The sequence below is a fragment of the Pedobacter polysacchareus genome (assembly GCF_019802255.1).
Taxonomy (GTDB): domain Bacteria; phylum Bacteroidota; class Bacteroidia; order Sphingobacteriales; family Sphingobacteriaceae; genus Pedobacter; species Pedobacter polysacchareus.
Genome location: NZ_JAHYSS010000004.1, coordinates 224,092 through 239,689 on the forward strand (window position 1 = coordinate 224,092; position 15,598 = coordinate 239,689).

Here is a 15,598-nt window from a genome sequence, read left to right on the forward strand (position 1 = left end):
AGAACGTTCGATAAACAGTAATATAGCTTAAATGGAAAGCAATAAAAAATACTGGAAAGGCTTAGAGGAGTATAAAAACACTCCCGATTTTGTTGAAAACAACAAAAACGAATTTGCTGAGCCCCTTCCAATAGAAGATGTTTTAAATGAAGCAGGGTTAAGTACGGTAACCCCGCGCCGGGACTTTTTGAAAGCACTAGGCTTCGGCCTGGGAGCGGTAACGCTTGCAGCTTGTCAGACAGCTCCGGTTCATAAATCAATCCCTTATGTCATCAGACCTGAAGAGGTAGTTCCGGGTATCCCGAATTATTATGTATCAAGTTTCAATGGACAGAGTGTATTGGTGAAGACCAGAGAGGGACGTCCAATTAAAATTGACGCAAACCCAAATTCAGGAGTATTCAACACAGGTACTGATGCACAGGCGCAAGCTTCTGTTTTAGATCTATATGATGTTTCTAAATTACATGGTCCTGTTTTGAAGGATGATGAAAAAGCATCATGGGCTAAGATTGATGAGTTTGTAAAAGGCGAATTAAATAAAGCTCAGGCATCAGGAAAGAAAATCCGTGTGGTTTCTTCTTCAATAAGCAGTCCTTCTACTAAAGGAGTAATTGCTGACTTTGCTGCTGCTTATCCTAATACTAAGCACGTACAATACGATGCAGTATCTTATACTGGTATCATCAAAGCAAATGAGAATAGCTTTGGTAAAGCAGTAGTTCCACAATACAGATTTGACAAGGCTGACCTGATCGTAAGTTTCGGTGCAGACTTCTTATCTACCTGGATCAGCGGTGAAGAATTCACTTCCCAGTATGTTGCGAACAGAAATCACAAGTCTTTAAAGGCTGGTAAAATGTCACGTCACTTCCAGTTCGAAGCTGGTATGAGTGTAACAGGTACTAACGCTGATACGCGTGTACCGGTTAAACTATCAGAAGAGGGACCTGCATTAATTACCTTATATAATACCATTACTGGAAATAATTTAGCTGGTGCTAGCTTGCCAAATAACGTAACTGCTGATAAAGCAATTAAGTTGGTCGCTAAAGAATTGTTGCAAAACAAAGGAAAAGCATTAGTAGTTTCAGGTTCAAATGACGTATCTACTCAGATTCTGGTAAATGCGATCAACTCTGCAATTGGCAGTTATGGTACAACGATCGACTTAGACAATCCTTGTAAACGTTACGCAGGTAACGATGCAGAATTTGCTGAGTTTATCAATGAAATGAACAGAGGAGAAGTTGCTGCAGTATTCATTTTAAATGCTAACCCTGGTTATGATGTCGCAAATGCGAAAGCTTTTGCAGATGCATTGGCTAAGGTAGCGTTAAAAGTATCTTTCGCAGATCGTAAAGATGAAACAGCCAGCTTATGTGATGTAATTGCAGTAAACCATAACTATTTAGAGTCATGGGGTGATGCAAGTGCTTACGAAGGTGTTTACTCTATCGTTCAGCCAACGATCAATCCAGTATTCAATACCCGTCAGGCAGAAGAGAGTTTATTGATCTGGTCTGATAACGCGGTTAAAGATTACTACCAGTATGTGCGTAACAACTGGGATAAAAACATCCTTCCTTTATTCGGTAAAACCTGGAAAGAAGTATTACAAACTGGTGTATTCATTGCAGGCGCTAAACCAGCTGGAGCTTATAACTTCAACTTGTCATTGGCAGCTGTAATTCCTACCATTTTAAATAACAGCAAATCATTAGCAAAAGATGTCGAATTACAAGTTTATGAAAGTGCATCAATGCGCGATGGTAGACATGGTAATAACGCTTTCTTATTAGAATTGCCAGATCCGGTTTCGAAAGTAACCTGGGACAATTACATTGCTATTGCACCTAAATTCGCTGAGAAATTAGGTTACAAAGAATTCGATATCGTATCTGTAAAAGCAGCAAACGGTTATACTATTGACTTACCTGTGTTGATTCAGCCAGGACAAGCACAAGGAACTGCTTCAATCGCTTTAGGATTTGGTAGAACGATGACTGGTAAAGCTGGAAACAACGTAGGTAAAAATGCTTATCCTTTTGTAAGTTTCAGCAATGGTACTTCTAGCTATGCAACTACGGTTCAGTTATCTGGAACAGGTCGCAGAGAAGAATTGGCGCAAACACAAACGCACCACTCTTTCGAAGGAAGAAACATTATCCGTGAAGCTACTTTCACTGAATACAAAAAGAATCCAGCTGCAGGTTCAGGTAATGACCATGCAAAACATAAAACTTACGATTTATGGCCGGCTTATGAGAAACCAGGTAACAACTGGGTGATGGCAATCGATTTGAATGCTTGTACAGGTTGTGGTTCTTGTATTGTTGCTTGTAACGTAGAAAATAACATTCCTGTTGTAGGTAAAGAAGAGGTTCGTAAGCGCAGAGAAATGCACTGGATCCGCATCGACCGTTATTACAGCTTTAATGTAGAAGGTGATGCACATGCAGAAGGCGGACATGGCGCTCATGGTACTGGTATCAATGCGGTAACTAAGGAGAAAGAAATTGCTCATTTAGACAACCTTGATAATGTATCTGTAGTTCACCAGCCAATGCTTTGTCAGCACTGTGACCATGCTCCATGTGAGACGGTTTGTCCGGTATTGGCAACAGTACACTCTTCAGACGGCTTAAACCACATGGCTTATAACCGTTGCGTAGGTACACGTTACTGTGCGAACAACTGTCCGTACAAAGTGCGTCGTTTCAACTGGTTTAACTACTGGAATGATTCTCGTTTCGACAACTATCTGAACAATGAGTTTACTCAGCTGGTACTTAACCCTGATGTAACTGCTCGTTCAAGAGGTGTAATGGAGAAATGTTCTATGTGTATCCAACGTATCCAAGCTGGTAAATTAACTGCTAAGATTGAAAAACGTCCGTTAAAAGATGGTGATATCAAAATGGCATGTCAGCAAGCGTGTTCGGCAAATGCGATCATCTTTGGCGATGCCAATGATCCTGAGTCGGAAGTATCTAAAGCATTACGTAGTGAGCGTATTTACTATGTATTGGAAGAGATCAACGTACAACCGGGTATAGGTTATATGACAAAAATTAGAAACACAGATACAACAGTACAAGCGTAAGCTGATATTAAAGAAAATAAATTATGTCAGGACATAAGGAATCAATATTAAGAGAGCCATTAATCACCGGCAATGATATCACGTATGCAAAGATTACGAATGATATCTTAATGCCAGTTGAGAACAAGCCTAACAAGGCATGGTGGATAGGATTTATACTCGCACTATGTGGTGCCACACTATGGTTGGTATCCGTTGGATATACCTTCTGGTTTGGTATCGGTGCATGGGGATTAAATAAAACAGTTGGATGGGCATGGGACATCACCGGATTCGTTTGGTGGGTAGGTATCGGTCACGCAGGAACACTGATCTCTGCGGTACTATTACTCTTCCGACAGAACTGGAGGAATTCCATTAACCGTTCTGCAGAGGCGATGACCATTTTCGCCGTAATCTGCGCCGCGACGTATGTAGTATCCCACATGGGTAGACCATGGTTGGCTTACTGGGTACTTCCATTACCGAATCAATTCGGATCGCTATGGGTAAACTTTAACTCTCCATTAGTTTGGGATATGTTTGCCATCTCTACTTACTTCTCTGTATCACTTTTATTCTGGTACACAGGTTTATTGCCTGATATCGCGACTATCCGTGACCGTGCAGTAGGAACAAGACGTAAAATCTATTCTATCCTTTCTTTCGGATGGTCTGGTAACGTAAAAACATGGCAGCGTTTTGAGGCAGTATGTATCATCTTAGCAGGTATCTCTACGCCACTGGTACTTTCAGTTCACACGATTGTATCTATGGACTTTGCAACCTCGGTAATTCCAGGATGGCATACCACGATTTTCCCTCCATACTTCGTAGCAGGGGCGATCTTCTCAGGATTCGCAATGGTATTAACATTATTACTAGTAGCTCGTAAAGTATTAGGTCTTGAAAACTACATCACCATGTTCCACATTGAATCGATGAATAAGATCATCATTCTAACAGGATCGATCGTGGGTGTAGCTTACATCACTGAGTTTTTCATTGCCTGGTACTCAGGTTCAGAATACGAACAATACGCTTTCATTAACCGTTCAACCGGACCATACTGGTGGGCTTACTGGATGATGATGACGTGTAACGTAATCTCTCCTCAGTTACTATGGTTCAAAAAGATCCGTACTTCGATCGCAGCAACCTGGATTTTATCTATCGTTGTAAACATTGGTATGTGGTTCGAACGTTTCGTAATTATCGTGACTTCATTACACCGTGATTATATCCCTTCAAGTTGGGCGATGTTCTATCCAACTTGGGTAGATGTGGGTGTCTTTGTAGGCTCAATCGGAGTGTTCTTTACCTTGTTCCTTTTATTCTTAAGAGTATTACCTTCTATTGCAATTGCAGAGGTGAAACTGTTACTGAAGAGTGCAAGTGAGCAATCTAAAATGGAACAAATTAAAGAAGGTCATCTGGACAAAGAACACGTAAAAGAATACGTAGAGTCTTTAGAGAAATTTGATAGTGTTAAACAAGAAGAATACGCAAAAATATAACAATGAGTAATATCAAATATATTTTAGGCAGTTTTGGTGATCCTGACGAAATGATGCACGGCATCGACCAGTTACAGGCAAATAACATTAAAATACATGATGTTTATACACCAATGCCTATTCACGGCATAGAAGCTAAATTAGGGATCAAAAGATCCAGGTTGGATATCCTTGCATTCTTTTGCGGGGTAGCCGGAACCATTTCCGCATTCTCATTGATCTACTTAACCTCGGTGGTAGATTGGAAACACAACATTGGTGGTAAACCTGCTTTAGCACTTCCGGATTTTATTCCGATTATGTTTGAAGTAACGGTTTTATTCTGTGCATTCAGTTTAGTGGGCGCTTATTATGCTTCAACGCATTTATTCCCAGGAAGAGCACCTAGAGTAATGGACTTAAGAGCTACAGATGATAGATTCATTATCGCTGTAGATGCAAAAGAAAATACCGACCATAATAAAATTGATGGTTTATTAAAAGATGCAGGTGCTTTAGAAATTAAGCACAATGAAAGGAAGTATATCAGCTATGAATAAGAATAAAGTAGTTTTAGCCTCATTTTGTATTCTTGCAAGTGCTGTTGTATTTTCAGCATGTAAAGATCCGCAGAGTACAGGTTTAGAGTATGCAAGGAACATGTATGATCCGATTGCATATAATCCAGACCAGCCAAACAAAAACTTTAAGAACGGGTCAACGGCACAGACACCACCAGCGAATACTACGCCAGTAGGATTCAATAAGTACGACGACTATCCTAATACTAAAGAAGGATATGAAGCTGCTGGTGCGAACCTGAAAAATCCGCTTCCTGAAACAGAACAAAATCTAATTGCAGGTAAACATTACTTTACCGTATTCTGCTCGCCATGTCATGGTGAAAAAGGAGATGGACAAGGTCACCTGGTAAAAATCGATAAGATCAGTGGTATTCCTTCTTACCATGGTGATGCAGCTTCATCACGTGGTGGTTTGATGAAAGACCTTACTGCAGGAAAAATTTATCATACTATTGAGTATGGTTTAAATAACATGGGTTCACATGCCTCTCAACTATCTCCTGATGAAAGATGGAAAGTAGTGATGTATGTTCAACAATTACAAAAAATACAATAGAAAAGCACAAATAAATGGGAACTCACAATTATAATTTAACTGAGCAGTTTGAGTTTACAGGTAAAGCAAAAACCTTAAGTCTGATCGCTATTGTCCTAGGGGTACTAGCTATAGGATATGGCTTTTCGGCGGAGGCGCTTCATGAGCGTACTTTTGCTAACTTGTTACTGATGGCTTATTACTTCGCATGTGTTTGCATGTCAGGTGCATTCTTTCTTGCTGTTCAATTTGTAGCACAGGCTGGTTGGTCTGCATCTATACTACGTGTACCACAGGCGATGGCTAAAACCTTGCCGATTGCGGTTGTTATCTTAATCGCAGTTATGGCAGCCGGTTTGTACACACACAACTTATATCATCACTGGAATGCTCCGGGCTTAACTGATCCGAACAGTCCTAACTATGATAAATTAATCGATGGTAAGTCGGCTTTCCTTAACGTTCCATTCTTTATGGCACGTCAGGTGATCTTCTTAGGTGTTTATTCCTTCTTCGCAGTTTGGTTCGCTAAATTGTCAGTGAATGAAGATTTAAAAGGTGGTTTAGATTCTTACAGAAAAAGTTTTAAATACTCTTGTATTTTCTTAGTAATCTACGGTTTTACTACGCCAATCTTTGCTTTTGATACCATCATGTCTCTTGAGGCACACTGGTTCTCTACGATGTTCGGCTGGTACAACTTCGCAGCAATGTGGGTAAGTAGTTTAGCGACTATGGCCATTATCATCATCCTGTTGAAAAAAGCAGGTTACATGAAATGGGTTAACAATAGTCACCTACACAACTTAGGTCAGTTTATCTTCGGATTCTCTATTTTCTGGACATATGTATGGTTCGCTCAATTTATGTTGATCTATTATGCAAACATGCCGGAAGAAACTGTTTACTTCTACAAAAGATTTGATCACTACCAATTCTGGTTCTACCTGAACCTGGTATTAAACTTCTTAGCCCCTGTTTTATTATTAATGGACAGAGACAACAAGAGACAGGAAAATATCATGTTAACAGTTTGTATCATCGTATTGTGCGGTCACTGGGTTGATTATTACCAAATGATTATGCCGGGTACGGTTGAAGAACACCATGCTTTTGGTATTATTGAGATTGGAACAGCTGTAGGTTTTGTAGGATTGTTTACCTTTACCGTTTTAAGAGCACTAAGCAAGCAGCCTTTAATCGCAAAGAACCATCCTTTCCTACAGGAAAGTTTGAATCACCACTTGTAATAGGTGATCTTAATAGAGTATATAAAATAATAGTATAATAGAAGTACAGCGTTACTACTTTTAAGGAAATGAGTTTAAGAAAATTTATAAGTAACAAAACAATAGCGGCACTAGCAGTGATTCTTACTGTTTTTGCAAGCACAAGCGCATTTGCACAAGCTGCCGGCGCTGCCGCTGAGACCGTTGCCAAACCTATTGATATGGGTCCGGTATATAAAACGGTTATATTTTATACCATGGCATTTCTACTACTTTGCTTATTTATAGCAATTATTGGAAAATCATTAAAGGTATATGAATTGACCCGTGAGGCTCAGGACAAACCAAAAGGAATCAACTGGAATACAGTGAACGGTGTGTTGTTCGCATTGTTCCTGATTGTAGGCCTATATGGTGTTTATTGGGAATATACAGTTCATGGTAAGATGATTCTTCCTGAAGCTGCTTCCGAGCATGGTAAGAAAATTGATCAGATGTTCAACATTACGTTGATCATCACTACGATTGTATTTATCGCTACGCACATCATCCTATTTGTTTTTGCTTATATCTATAGAAGCACTGGAAAAAGGAAAGCTTACTACTATCCACATAACAACGCTTTAGAGCGTATCTGGACAATCGTTCCTGCATTGGTTTTAACCGTGTTGGTATTGATGGGTTTCTTAACCTGGAGATCGATTTTTTACAAAATTGAAGATCCAAACAACAAGCCATTAAACATTGAGATTACTTCATCTCAGTTTGCATGGGCGATCCGTTATCCGGGAGCTGATGGTATTGTTGGGGTAAAAAACTACAAGTTGATCAACTCTATTAACGCATTAGGTATTGATTTTAAAGACAAAAACACTTTAGATGATCAGACTGCTGATGAGATGGTGATTCCTGTGAACAAGCCAGTTCGTTTGATTTTGACCAGTAAGGATGTATTGCACAGTTTCTACATGCCTCACTTCAGAATTCAATTGAATACAGTACCAGGTATGACTTCTTACTTCGAGTTTACACCAACCATCACTACTGAAGAGATGAAAGTGAAAACTAACGATCCTAAATTTGCTTACTTATTCTTATGTGCTAAAATTTGTGGTGAAGGTCACTACAAAATGCAGAAAGAAGTTAGAGTGGTTTCGCAAGCTGAGTATGAGGCATGGGTTAAAAAACAGGGAACTTATTTGACAGACGATTTGAGAAAAGAGTTTAACCTGCCAGTAGCAGCAGCACCAGCTGCAGTTGCACCCGCAGATAGCGTAGCAAAAGACACTTCTGCAGTTAAAACAAATCAATTAGCTTTAAAAAAATAATAATACTGGAATAGCACATTATGTCAACTATATCATTACACGATACACATAACCACGATAGCCATGATGATCATGGGCATCACAAAGAGACCTTCTTAACGAAGTATGTCTTTAGTCAGGATCACAAAATGATCGCTAAGCAGTTCCTGATAACAGGTATTATTATGGCTGTTATTGCGATGGGCTTATCTATCCTGTTTCGTTTGCAGCTGGCCTGGCCAGAGAAAAACTTCCCTATCCTGGAAACATTCCTTGGAACATGGGCAGAAGGCGGACGAATTAAACCGGATTTCTATCTGGCATTGGTAACGATACATGGTACCATCATGGTATTCTTTGTATTGACGGCCGGCCTGAGTGGTACATTTAGTAACTTATTGATTCCTCTTCAGATAGGGGCAAGGGATATGGCATCGCCATTCCTGAACATGTTATCTTACTGGTTCTTCTTTGGAGCTTGTGTGATTATGATGAGTTCATTCTTTATCCAAACTGGTCCAGCGAGTGCGGGATGGACAATTTATCCTCCACTATCAGCTTTGCCAACGGCGATTAAAGGATCTGCATTAGGTATGACTTTATGGTTGATCAGTATGATCATGTTTGTTGCTTCTTCACTTATGGGTGGTATCAACTATGTGAGTACTGTATTGAACATGCGTACTAAAGGTATGGATCTTTGGAAAATGCCATTGACCATCTGGGCGTTCTTCTTAACAGCGATCTTAGGTGTACTTTCCTTCCCGGTATTGGTGGCAGGTGTGGTGCTTTTAATCTTTGACCGTAGTTTTGGTACCAGTTTCTACCTATCTGATATTGTAATGGGTACTCAGGTATTACCTAATGAAGGTGGTTCCCCAATCCTTTGGCAACATTTATTCTGGTTCTTAGGTCACCCTGAGGTTTACATCGTAATCATGCCAGCTTTAGGTATCTCTTCAGAGGTCATCTCAGTAAATTCAAGAAAACCAATTTTCGGTTACCATGCGATGATTTATTCATTGATTGGTATTACGGTATTATCATTCATCGTTTGGGGTCACCACATGTTTGTGACGGGTATGAACCCGTTATTAGGTGGGGTATTTATGATCACAACCTTGATTATTGCGGTTCCTTCTGCAGTAAAAACTTTCAACTACCTGGCTACATTATGGAGAGGTAACATCAGATTCACTCCAGCAATGTTATTTGCGATTGGTTTGGTATCTTTCTTCATCTCTGGTGGTTTAACCGGTATTTTCTTAGGTAATGCTTCTTTGGACATTAACTTACATGATACTTACTTCGTTGTTGCCCACTTCCACTTGGTAATGGGTTCTGCTGCGATCTTCGGTATGCTTGCAGGTGTGTACCACTGGTATCCTAAAATGTTCGGTAGAATGATGAGCAGCAAATTAGGTTACCTTCACTTCTGGTTAACTTTCATCTCTGCTTACTTAGTATTCTTCCCATTACACTTCTTGGGTCTTGATGGTGTACCTCGTCGTTACTATGCATTTACTGAATTTGAGTTCATGCAAAAATGGTTAACAGTGAACGTATTCGTTACCTGGGCAGCTATTATTGGTGCATTGGCACAAGTAGCTTTCTTATGGAACTTCTTCTACTCGATCTTTAAAGGAAAGAAAGCACCTCAAAATCCTTGGGAAGCGAATACTTTGGAGTGGACTACACCAGTAGAGCACCTTCATGGTAACTGGCCAGGAGAAATTCCAACAGTGTACCGTTGGCCATATGATTATAGCAAACCAGGTTCTGATGTAGATTTCATTCCTCAGACGGTTCCTTTCTCTCAAACGATGACTTCTAACATGCCTCACGATTTTGAAGGTAATACAGAAGCTGAGCGTATCCAAAGAGAATGGGAAGCTAAAAACCCTGCTTAGCAGAAAAATAGATCATACATCGTATTCTAAATACACAATGGGGTATCTGCAGTAGGTAAATACTTACAACAGATGCCCCATTTTTTTTAATCTAATACCAACCATGGTTCCTAAAGCTGAAAAGAGATTTATCAAGCTTAACCTTCTCACCATTGTCGTGACCTTATTGCTCATTCTGGCAGGAGGAATCGTACGAAGTACAGGTTCTGGTATGGGTTGTCCGGATTGGCCAAAATGTTTTGACCAGTATATTCCTCCAACTCATGCGTCACAGTTACCTGCCAATTATAAGGACAAATATGTTGCTGAACGTGTAGCGAAAAATGAGCGTTTCGCAAAAACATTAGAGAAGATGGGAAAGGCACATCTAGCGGATAGTATCCGTCATGATGAGTCGATTTTACAACCTGAAACTTTTAATGTGGCTAAAACATGGACGGAATATTTGAACCGTTTAATGGGAGCCATCACTGGTTTCTTTTTGGTTGGCTTATTGGTTTATTCCTTTACGTACCGTAAAACAGCCACAAGGATACTGGTATTGAGTATTCTGAACGTAATCATCGTAGGTTTTCAAGCCTGGTTAGGCTCGATCGTGGTTTCTACTAATTTAATGCCCTGGATTGTTACGGTACACATGTTATTGGCATTGGTGATCCTTGCGATTTTAGTTTACACCTATAATTATGCAAAGCAATTGCATGAACAGCAGCTGGTGATCATGTCTAACATTACCTGGTTGAAAATATTGACCTTAGTTTCAGTTGCCCTGAGTACAGTTCAAGTCGTATTGGGTACGGAGGTAAGGGAGGCGATCGATGCGATTTCAAAAGCCCTGATGTACAATGATCGGGCAAGCTGGGTTGGAAAAGTAGGGGAGGTTTTCTCGTATCACAGAGATGTGGCCATTTTAGTTTTGATCCTCAATGTCGTGATTTATAAAATAGTAAAGGATAAGTTTAATGGTAAAGCTACCGCGCTGTTAGTTGGTAATGGAATTGCCATAGTTTTAATTATCCAGATTGTTACAGGCTTATTATTGTCTAACTTTGCGCTGCCTCCATACGCGCAGGCATTACACATTCTGTTTTCTACTGCATTATTCACTTTACAGTATTACCTGTATTTGTTGGTGTATAGGACAGAGACTTACCATCAATAGTATTAATAATTTATAAATTGAAACAGTTTTTAGCAGATTTTTCTAAGCTTATTAAATTCAGACTAACTTTTCTGGTTGTATTTTCCGCATCAGTTACGTTTTTAATTGGTTCTAAAGTGCCGATCGATGGCCTGAGCCCGGATATCAACTGGACTAACTGGTTGATCCTCATTGTGGGTGGTTTTCTGGTGACCTCTGCTGCCAATTGCTTCAATGAAGTGATTGAAGTGGATCTGGATAAACTAATGACCCGTACCAAAGACCGTCCGATGCCTGCAGGTCACATGACTACAGGGCAAGGTTTGGTTTCTGGTTTGGTGATGGGATTGATCGGGACCTGGTTATTGGGTAAACTAAATATCGAGACTGGCTTACTTTCCGTATTTTCAATTTTTCTATATGCTTTTGCCTACACTCCTTTAAAAAGGAAGAGTCCAATTGCGGTATTTGTAGGGGCCATTCCTGGTGCTTTACCTCCACTAATCGGGTATGTGGCAGCGCATGGCAGAATTGATCAGATTGCAGTAATCTTGTTCTTAATTCAATTTGTTTGGCAGTTTCCACACTTCTGGGCCATCGCCTGGGTATTGGACGACGATTATAAGAAGGCAGGATTTAGATTGTTACCTACTACTAAAAGGGACAAGACAAGTGCTTTTATCACCTTTTTAAGTACAATAATCCTCATCCCTGTAAGCTTAATGCCTACGTTTTACGGCTTTGGTGGTTATTATATTGCAGGAGTATCTATCCTCGGCGGGCTGGTTTTCGCAGCGCTGGCGTTTAAAATGTGGATGAATCTGGATTTGGTCAGTGCGAGAAAGGTCATGTTTTGTTCTTTCTTTTATCTACCCATCGTTCAGTTGGTTTTATTATTTGATTTTATAGCTTAATAATTTAAATATGGTACATACGTTAAAAGAGCAGGATGTAAAATATGAAGAGGTAGTCAACTCAAAGCCTAAGAAGTTTATTCTTTGGTTGTTTGTAGTGTCTTCCACGATCATGTTTGGGGGCTTTACGAGTTTCTACATCGTATTTGCAGCATCAAAGGGTAAAGGACATGGATTAGTACTTCCAGATGCCTTTATGTACAGTACATTGATTTTAATCGGAAGCAGCATCTGTCTGTTTCTTGCTGCCAAAGCATTGAAGGCCGGAAATATCGGCTCGGAAAAAATTCTTCTTTGGGGAACTATGGCATTGGCATTGGTTTTTGCTTATCTTCAGGTAGACGCATGGAGCACTTTGTATCAAACAGGAGCAACATTAGTGAACAATAATGCAGCGATCTCTTTAATTTATATCGTTTCTGGATTTCACTTATTGCACATTTTTGGTGGACTTTGTTTCATATTGAATTGTATCTTCGGTGCTTACGGTGGGATATCACTGCCTAGAGCGAAATACAGAATGGAAATTGCCTCTATATTTTGGCATTTTATAGATATATTATGGATATATCTGTATGTTTTTTTACTTTTGAACAGTTAGATTTGTTAACAAACTATTACAATTTATAAAATGAATTCATTATCACAATTAGATCAGGTAAAAACTACTCCTTGGAGCGGAGGTCGCTCGCCGTGGTCGGTAGAGTACGGTAAATTAATGATGTGGTTTTTCTTGCTATCTGATGCATTCACATTCTCGTCATTATTGGTTTATTATGGAGCGCAACGTTTCACTAAATTAACCTGGCCAGATCCGGATTTGGTTTTCCAATCGATCCCTGGTATTGTAGATACTGGCGCACCGTTGGTGTTCGTAGGTATCATGACTTTTATTCTGATCATGAGTTCTGTAACCATGGTATTGGCTGTAGAAGCTGGTCACAGACGTTCTAAGAAAGAAGTAGTATGGTGGATGATTGCGACAATCATTGGTGGTTTCATGTTCTTAGGCTGTCAGGCTTTAGAGTGGACACACTTATTCCATGAAGGATTTGGATGGGGTAAAATTCCTCCAATGGAAACTCTTCACCACTTGTTTAACGGAGAGGTTTCTACCGTATCTGCTTTACAGTTTTCAAATCTATTCTTCACAATCACAGGATTCCACGGATTTCACGTATTTACAGGGGTATTGATCAATATCATCATCCTGGTGATGACCATCAATGGTACATTCGAAAAACGCGGACATTACCTAATGGTAGAGAAAGTTGGTTTATACTGGCACTTTGTGGATTTGGTATGGGTATTTGTATTTACATTCTTCTATTTAGTTTAATCATTCAATAAAAAATATTATGTCAGATCACGCACATAGCACAGAGCACGGACACGGAGAGCACGAAGGCCTAACGAAGAAAAAAATATGGCAGGTATTTGGTATTCTTTTACTGATCACAGTAATTGAATTCTTTATCGCCCTTTGGGTATTGCCACATGGTTACATGAGCCATGGTGTAGGTAACTTCTTCTACATCGCGCTTACTTTAGTGAAAGCATTTTATATTGTAGCTTACTTCATGCACTTAAAGTATGAGAAGCTGGGACTACAATTAGCATTAACCGTATCGTTTATTTTTATTTTCTATTTTACAACACTAATGCTAATTGAAGGCGGATATCTGCATCTTCATATGCCCCTTGTTTAATGAGTAGTTCACAAATAAAAAAAATATTAATCCTGGTCACCATTTTAGCGGTACCAGGATTTTTGTATTATTTACTACAGGAAAAAGGAAAGAACAGGTATAGACCACTTCCTATATTCGGTAAAAAAGAGGTAGCCTCGACCTTTCATTCTGTAAAGGGGAAACAGATCCCGGATACGATTTATTACCAGGTTCCAGACTTCAAACTGGTCAATCAAAATGCGGACAGCATCACCTGGAAAAACTACGAAGGAAAGATTTTGGTATTGAATGTCTTCTATTCCAATGAAAATCCTGGAAAAGTAAGTTTTGCCAATAAAGCGATGAAAGCTTTTGAAGCGACTTATGACCATAATAAAACGGTTAATTTTGTTGGATTAACTATTGATCCGGCAAGAGATACACCAGAAGTACTGGCAAAATACGCACAGACACTTGGTGCACAGCCTGGAAAGTGGGATTTACTAACTGGGGATAGTACCGCAATTTATAGTCTGGTGAATAAAGGATTGTCTATCGATGCACATCAGGAAGTCGAAAACGGAACCCGTAAGTTTATATACAGTAATATGTTTGTCTTGCTGGATCCTCAGCGCCGCATCCGTGGTTATTACCCGGCAAGTAGTCAGGAAGCACTCTCTCAGCTGAATGATGAGATCAAAGTATTGATCACAGAAGAATTAAGAAACAATAACGACGGAAGGTAAACCTTTCGAAATACCATTTAAGATGAATAATGATAAGTTTTTTCTAAGACTAATTTGGATAGTGACTGCAGTGGTACTAGCTGTAGTAATTGCTTTGAAACTAGTTCCACCACCCAGCAATAAACCTGCTTTCATTTATTTACTGCCTCATATTATCGGTGGAATCAATGCGGTCTGCTCAGTTCTACTGATCATATCGCTGATCTTCATTAAAAAAGGAAACATTCCAGCGCATAAAATTACCAATATCATCACCTTTATCTTGTCGGCGATATTTTTAGTGTTTTATATTCTGTTCCATTTGTATGAAAAGGATACCAAATTTGGTGATCTTGACCATAACGGTATTCTATCTGCAGCAGAACTGGCAGCAGTAGGAAGTACGAGATATGTTTATTTCTTCATCTTAGCCACACATATTATCCTTGCGGTAGTGGTACTGCCTTTAATCCTCGTTAGTTTTTACAGAGGATTAACGATGCAGGTGGAGCTGCATAGAAAGATTGTTCGCTGGGCATATCCGGTATGGCTATATGTAGCTGTAACGGGGGTGATTGTATATCTGATGATTTCTCCCTATTATAACTTCTAATTTTAGACCTTATACCTAAAAAAAGGGTGGCTGAATTTAAATCCGGCCACCTTTTTTTATGTGATATTTTTTACACTAGCAATTGCCTTATTCTTAGCGTTCTTTCTCTATATTTGCAGGATGAAAAAGATAGTTTTTATCTTCCTTTTTATGGTCACTATGGTGATCTCTAATGTTCCTGCCGCAAATGCACAATGTGCCATGTGTACGGTAAGTGCAGAACAAAGTGTGAAAAATGGAAATACACAAGGAAATGGCCTGAACTCAGGAATTCTTTACCTTTTGTCAATTCCCTATTTGTTAATTACTGGAATGGGCATCCTTTGGTATGTGAAGTTCCGTAAGAAAAACACTGAAGAAGTCGCCTAATAGTTTAGCCTGCCATTCCC

15 protein-coding genes are annotated in these 15,598 nt (G+C 39.5%); all 15 read left to right on the forward strand.

The window, feature by feature from the left end; all coding sequences use genetic code 11:
* Positions 1-31 precede the first annotated feature (31 nt).
* The 15 genes from K7X70_RS12130 to K7X70_RS12200 all read left to right on the forward strand — a co-directional run bounded on the left by K7X70_RS12130 (position 32) and on the right by K7X70_RS12200 (position 15,578).
* Positions 32-3,106, forward strand: coding sequence for a TAT-variant-translocated molybdopterin oxidoreductase (locus K7X70_RS12130; RefSeq protein ID WP_222537355.1), 3,075 nt, complete (start codon positions 32-34; stop codon positions 3,104-3,106).
* A gap of 23 nt (positions 3,107-3,129) precedes the next feature.
* Positions 3,130-4,602, forward strand: coding sequence for an NrfD/PsrC family molybdoenzyme membrane anchor subunit (gene nrfD / locus K7X70_RS12135; protein WP_062550602.1), 1,473 nt, complete (start codon positions 3,130-3,132; stop codon positions 4,600-4,602).
* Between the two features lie 2 nt (positions 4,603-4,604).
* Complete coding sequence (locus K7X70_RS12140; protein WP_222537356.1) at positions 4,605-5,141, forward strand: DUF3341 domain-containing protein; 537 nt, start codon at positions 4,605-4,607, stop codon at positions 5,139-5,141.
* Positions 5,134-5,721 (forward strand): c-type cytochrome, encoded by a 588-nt coding sequence (locus K7X70_RS12145; protein ID WP_255607124.1) that lies wholly within the window; start codon positions 5,134-5,136, stop codon positions 5,719-5,721. The genes K7X70_RS12140 and K7X70_RS12145 overlap by 8 nt, the downstream gene beginning before the upstream one ends.
* Before the next feature lie 14 nt (positions 5,722-5,735).
* The gene (locus K7X70_RS12150; RefSeq protein ID WP_062550599.1) at positions 5,736-6,950 is read left to right on the forward strand and encodes a hypothetical protein; all 1,215 of its coding nucleotides are present in this window, start codon (positions 5,736-5,738) and stop codon (positions 6,948-6,950) included.
* Between the two features lie 68 nt (positions 6,951-7,018).
* Positions 7,019-8,257 carry a cytochrome c oxidase subunit II gene (locus K7X70_RS12155; protein WP_222537358.1) on the forward strand — a complete coding sequence of 413 codons (1,239 nt, stop codon included), beginning with the start codon at positions 7,019-7,021 and terminating at the stop codon, positions 8,255-8,257.
* Between the two features lie 20 nt (positions 8,258-8,277).
* Positions 8,278-10,146: a cytochrome c oxidase subunit I gene (locus tag K7X70_RS12160; RefSeq protein WP_222537359.1), complete on the forward strand. Its 1,869-nt coding sequence runs from the start codon at positions 8,278-8,280 to the stop codon at positions 10,144-10,146.
* Positions 10,147-10,249: 103 nt separating this feature from the next.
* On the forward strand, positions 10,250-11,308 hold the full coding sequence (locus K7X70_RS12165) for a COX15/CtaA family protein (RefSeq protein ID WP_222537360.1): 1,059 nt from the start codon (positions 10,250-10,252) through the stop codon (positions 11,306-11,308).
* 17 nt (positions 11,309-11,325) lie between these two features.
* Positions 11,326-12,201, forward strand: a complete 876-nt coding sequence (gene cyoE, locus K7X70_RS12170; RefSeq protein WP_222537361.1) for a heme o synthase — start codon at positions 11,326-11,328, stop codon at positions 12,199-12,201.
* Between the two features lie 10 nt (positions 12,202-12,211).
* A complete protein-coding gene (locus tag K7X70_RS12175; RefSeq protein WP_062550594.1) occupies positions 12,212-12,802 on the forward strand; it encodes a cytochrome c oxidase subunit 3 in 591 nt (196 codons plus the stop codon).
* 30 nt (positions 12,803-12,832) lie between these two features.
* Positions 12,833-13,540 (forward strand): cytochrome c oxidase subunit 3, encoded by a 708-nt coding sequence (locus K7X70_RS12180; RefSeq protein ID WP_222537362.1) that lies wholly within the window; start codon positions 12,833-12,835, stop codon positions 13,538-13,540.
* A gap of 19 nt (positions 13,541-13,559) precedes the next feature.
* Positions 13,560-13,910: a cytochrome C oxidase subunit IV family protein gene (locus K7X70_RS12185; RefSeq protein ID WP_062550592.1), complete on the forward strand. Its 351-nt coding sequence runs from the start codon at positions 13,560-13,562 to the stop codon at positions 13,908-13,910.
* A complete protein-coding gene (locus K7X70_RS12190; RefSeq protein ID WP_222537363.1) occupies positions 13,910-14,617 on the forward strand; it encodes an SCO family protein in 708 nt (235 codons plus the stop codon). The genes K7X70_RS12185 and K7X70_RS12190 overlap by 1 nt, the downstream gene beginning before the upstream one ends.
* A 22-nt stretch (positions 14,618-14,639) precedes the next feature.
* Positions 14,640-15,209, forward strand: a complete 570-nt coding sequence (locus K7X70_RS12195) for a DUF420 domain-containing protein (protein ID WP_062550590.1) — start codon at positions 14,640-14,642, stop codon at positions 15,207-15,209.
* Between the two features lie 120 nt (positions 15,210-15,329).
* On the forward strand, positions 15,330-15,578 hold the full coding sequence (locus K7X70_RS12200; protein WP_062550589.1) for a hypothetical protein: 249 nt from the start codon (positions 15,330-15,332) through the stop codon (positions 15,576-15,578).
* Positions 15,579-15,598: the final 20 nt, after the last annotated feature.

Coding starts and splice junctions, on each gene's coding strand:
- K7X70_RS12130 (WP_222537355.1), top strand. CDS start 32: ATGGAAAGCAATAAAAAATACTGGAAAGGCTTAGAGGAGTATAAAAAC.
- nrfD (WP_062550602.1), top strand. CDS start 3,130: ATGTCAGGACATAAGGAATCAATATTAAGAGAGCCATTAATCACCGGC.
- K7X70_RS12140 (WP_222537356.1), top strand. CDS start 4,605: ATGAGTAATATCAAATATATTTTAGGCAGTTTTGGTGATCCTGACGAA.
- K7X70_RS12145 (WP_255607124.1), top strand. CDS start 5,134: ATGAATAAGAATAAAGTAGTTTTAGCCTCATTTTGTATTCTTGCAAGT.
- K7X70_RS12150 (WP_062550599.1), top strand. CDS start 5,736: ATGGGAACTCACAATTATAATTTAACTGAGCAGTTTGAGTTTACAGGT.
- K7X70_RS12155 (WP_222537358.1), top strand. CDS start 7,019: ATGAGTTTAAGAAAATTTATAAGTAACAAAACAATAGCGGCACTAGCA.
- K7X70_RS12160 (WP_222537359.1), top strand. CDS start 8,278: ATGTCAACTATATCATTACACGATACACATAACCACGATAGCCATGAT.
- K7X70_RS12165 (WP_222537360.1), top strand. CDS start 10,250: ATGGTTCCTAAAGCTGAAAAGAGATTTATCAAGCTTAACCTTCTCACC.
- K7X70_RS12175 (WP_062550594.1), top strand. CDS start 12,212: ATGGTACATACGTTAAAAGAGCAGGATGTAAAATATGAAGAGGTAGTC.
- K7X70_RS12180 (WP_222537362.1), top strand. CDS start 12,833: ATGAATTCATTATCACAATTAGATCAGGTAAAAACTACTCCTTGGAGC.
- K7X70_RS12185 (WP_062550592.1), top strand. CDS start 13,560: ATGTCAGATCACGCACATAGCACAGAGCACGGACACGGAGAGCACGAA.
- K7X70_RS12190 (WP_222537363.1), top strand. CDS start 13,910: ATGAGTAGTTCACAAATAAAAAAAATATTAATCCTGGTCACCATTTTA.
- K7X70_RS12195 (WP_062550590.1), top strand. CDS start 14,640: ATGAATAATGATAAGTTTTTTCTAAGACTAATTTGGATAGTGACTGCA.
- K7X70_RS12200 (WP_062550589.1), top strand. CDS start 15,330: ATGAAAAAGATAGTTTTTATCTTCCTTTTTATGGTCACTATGGTGATC.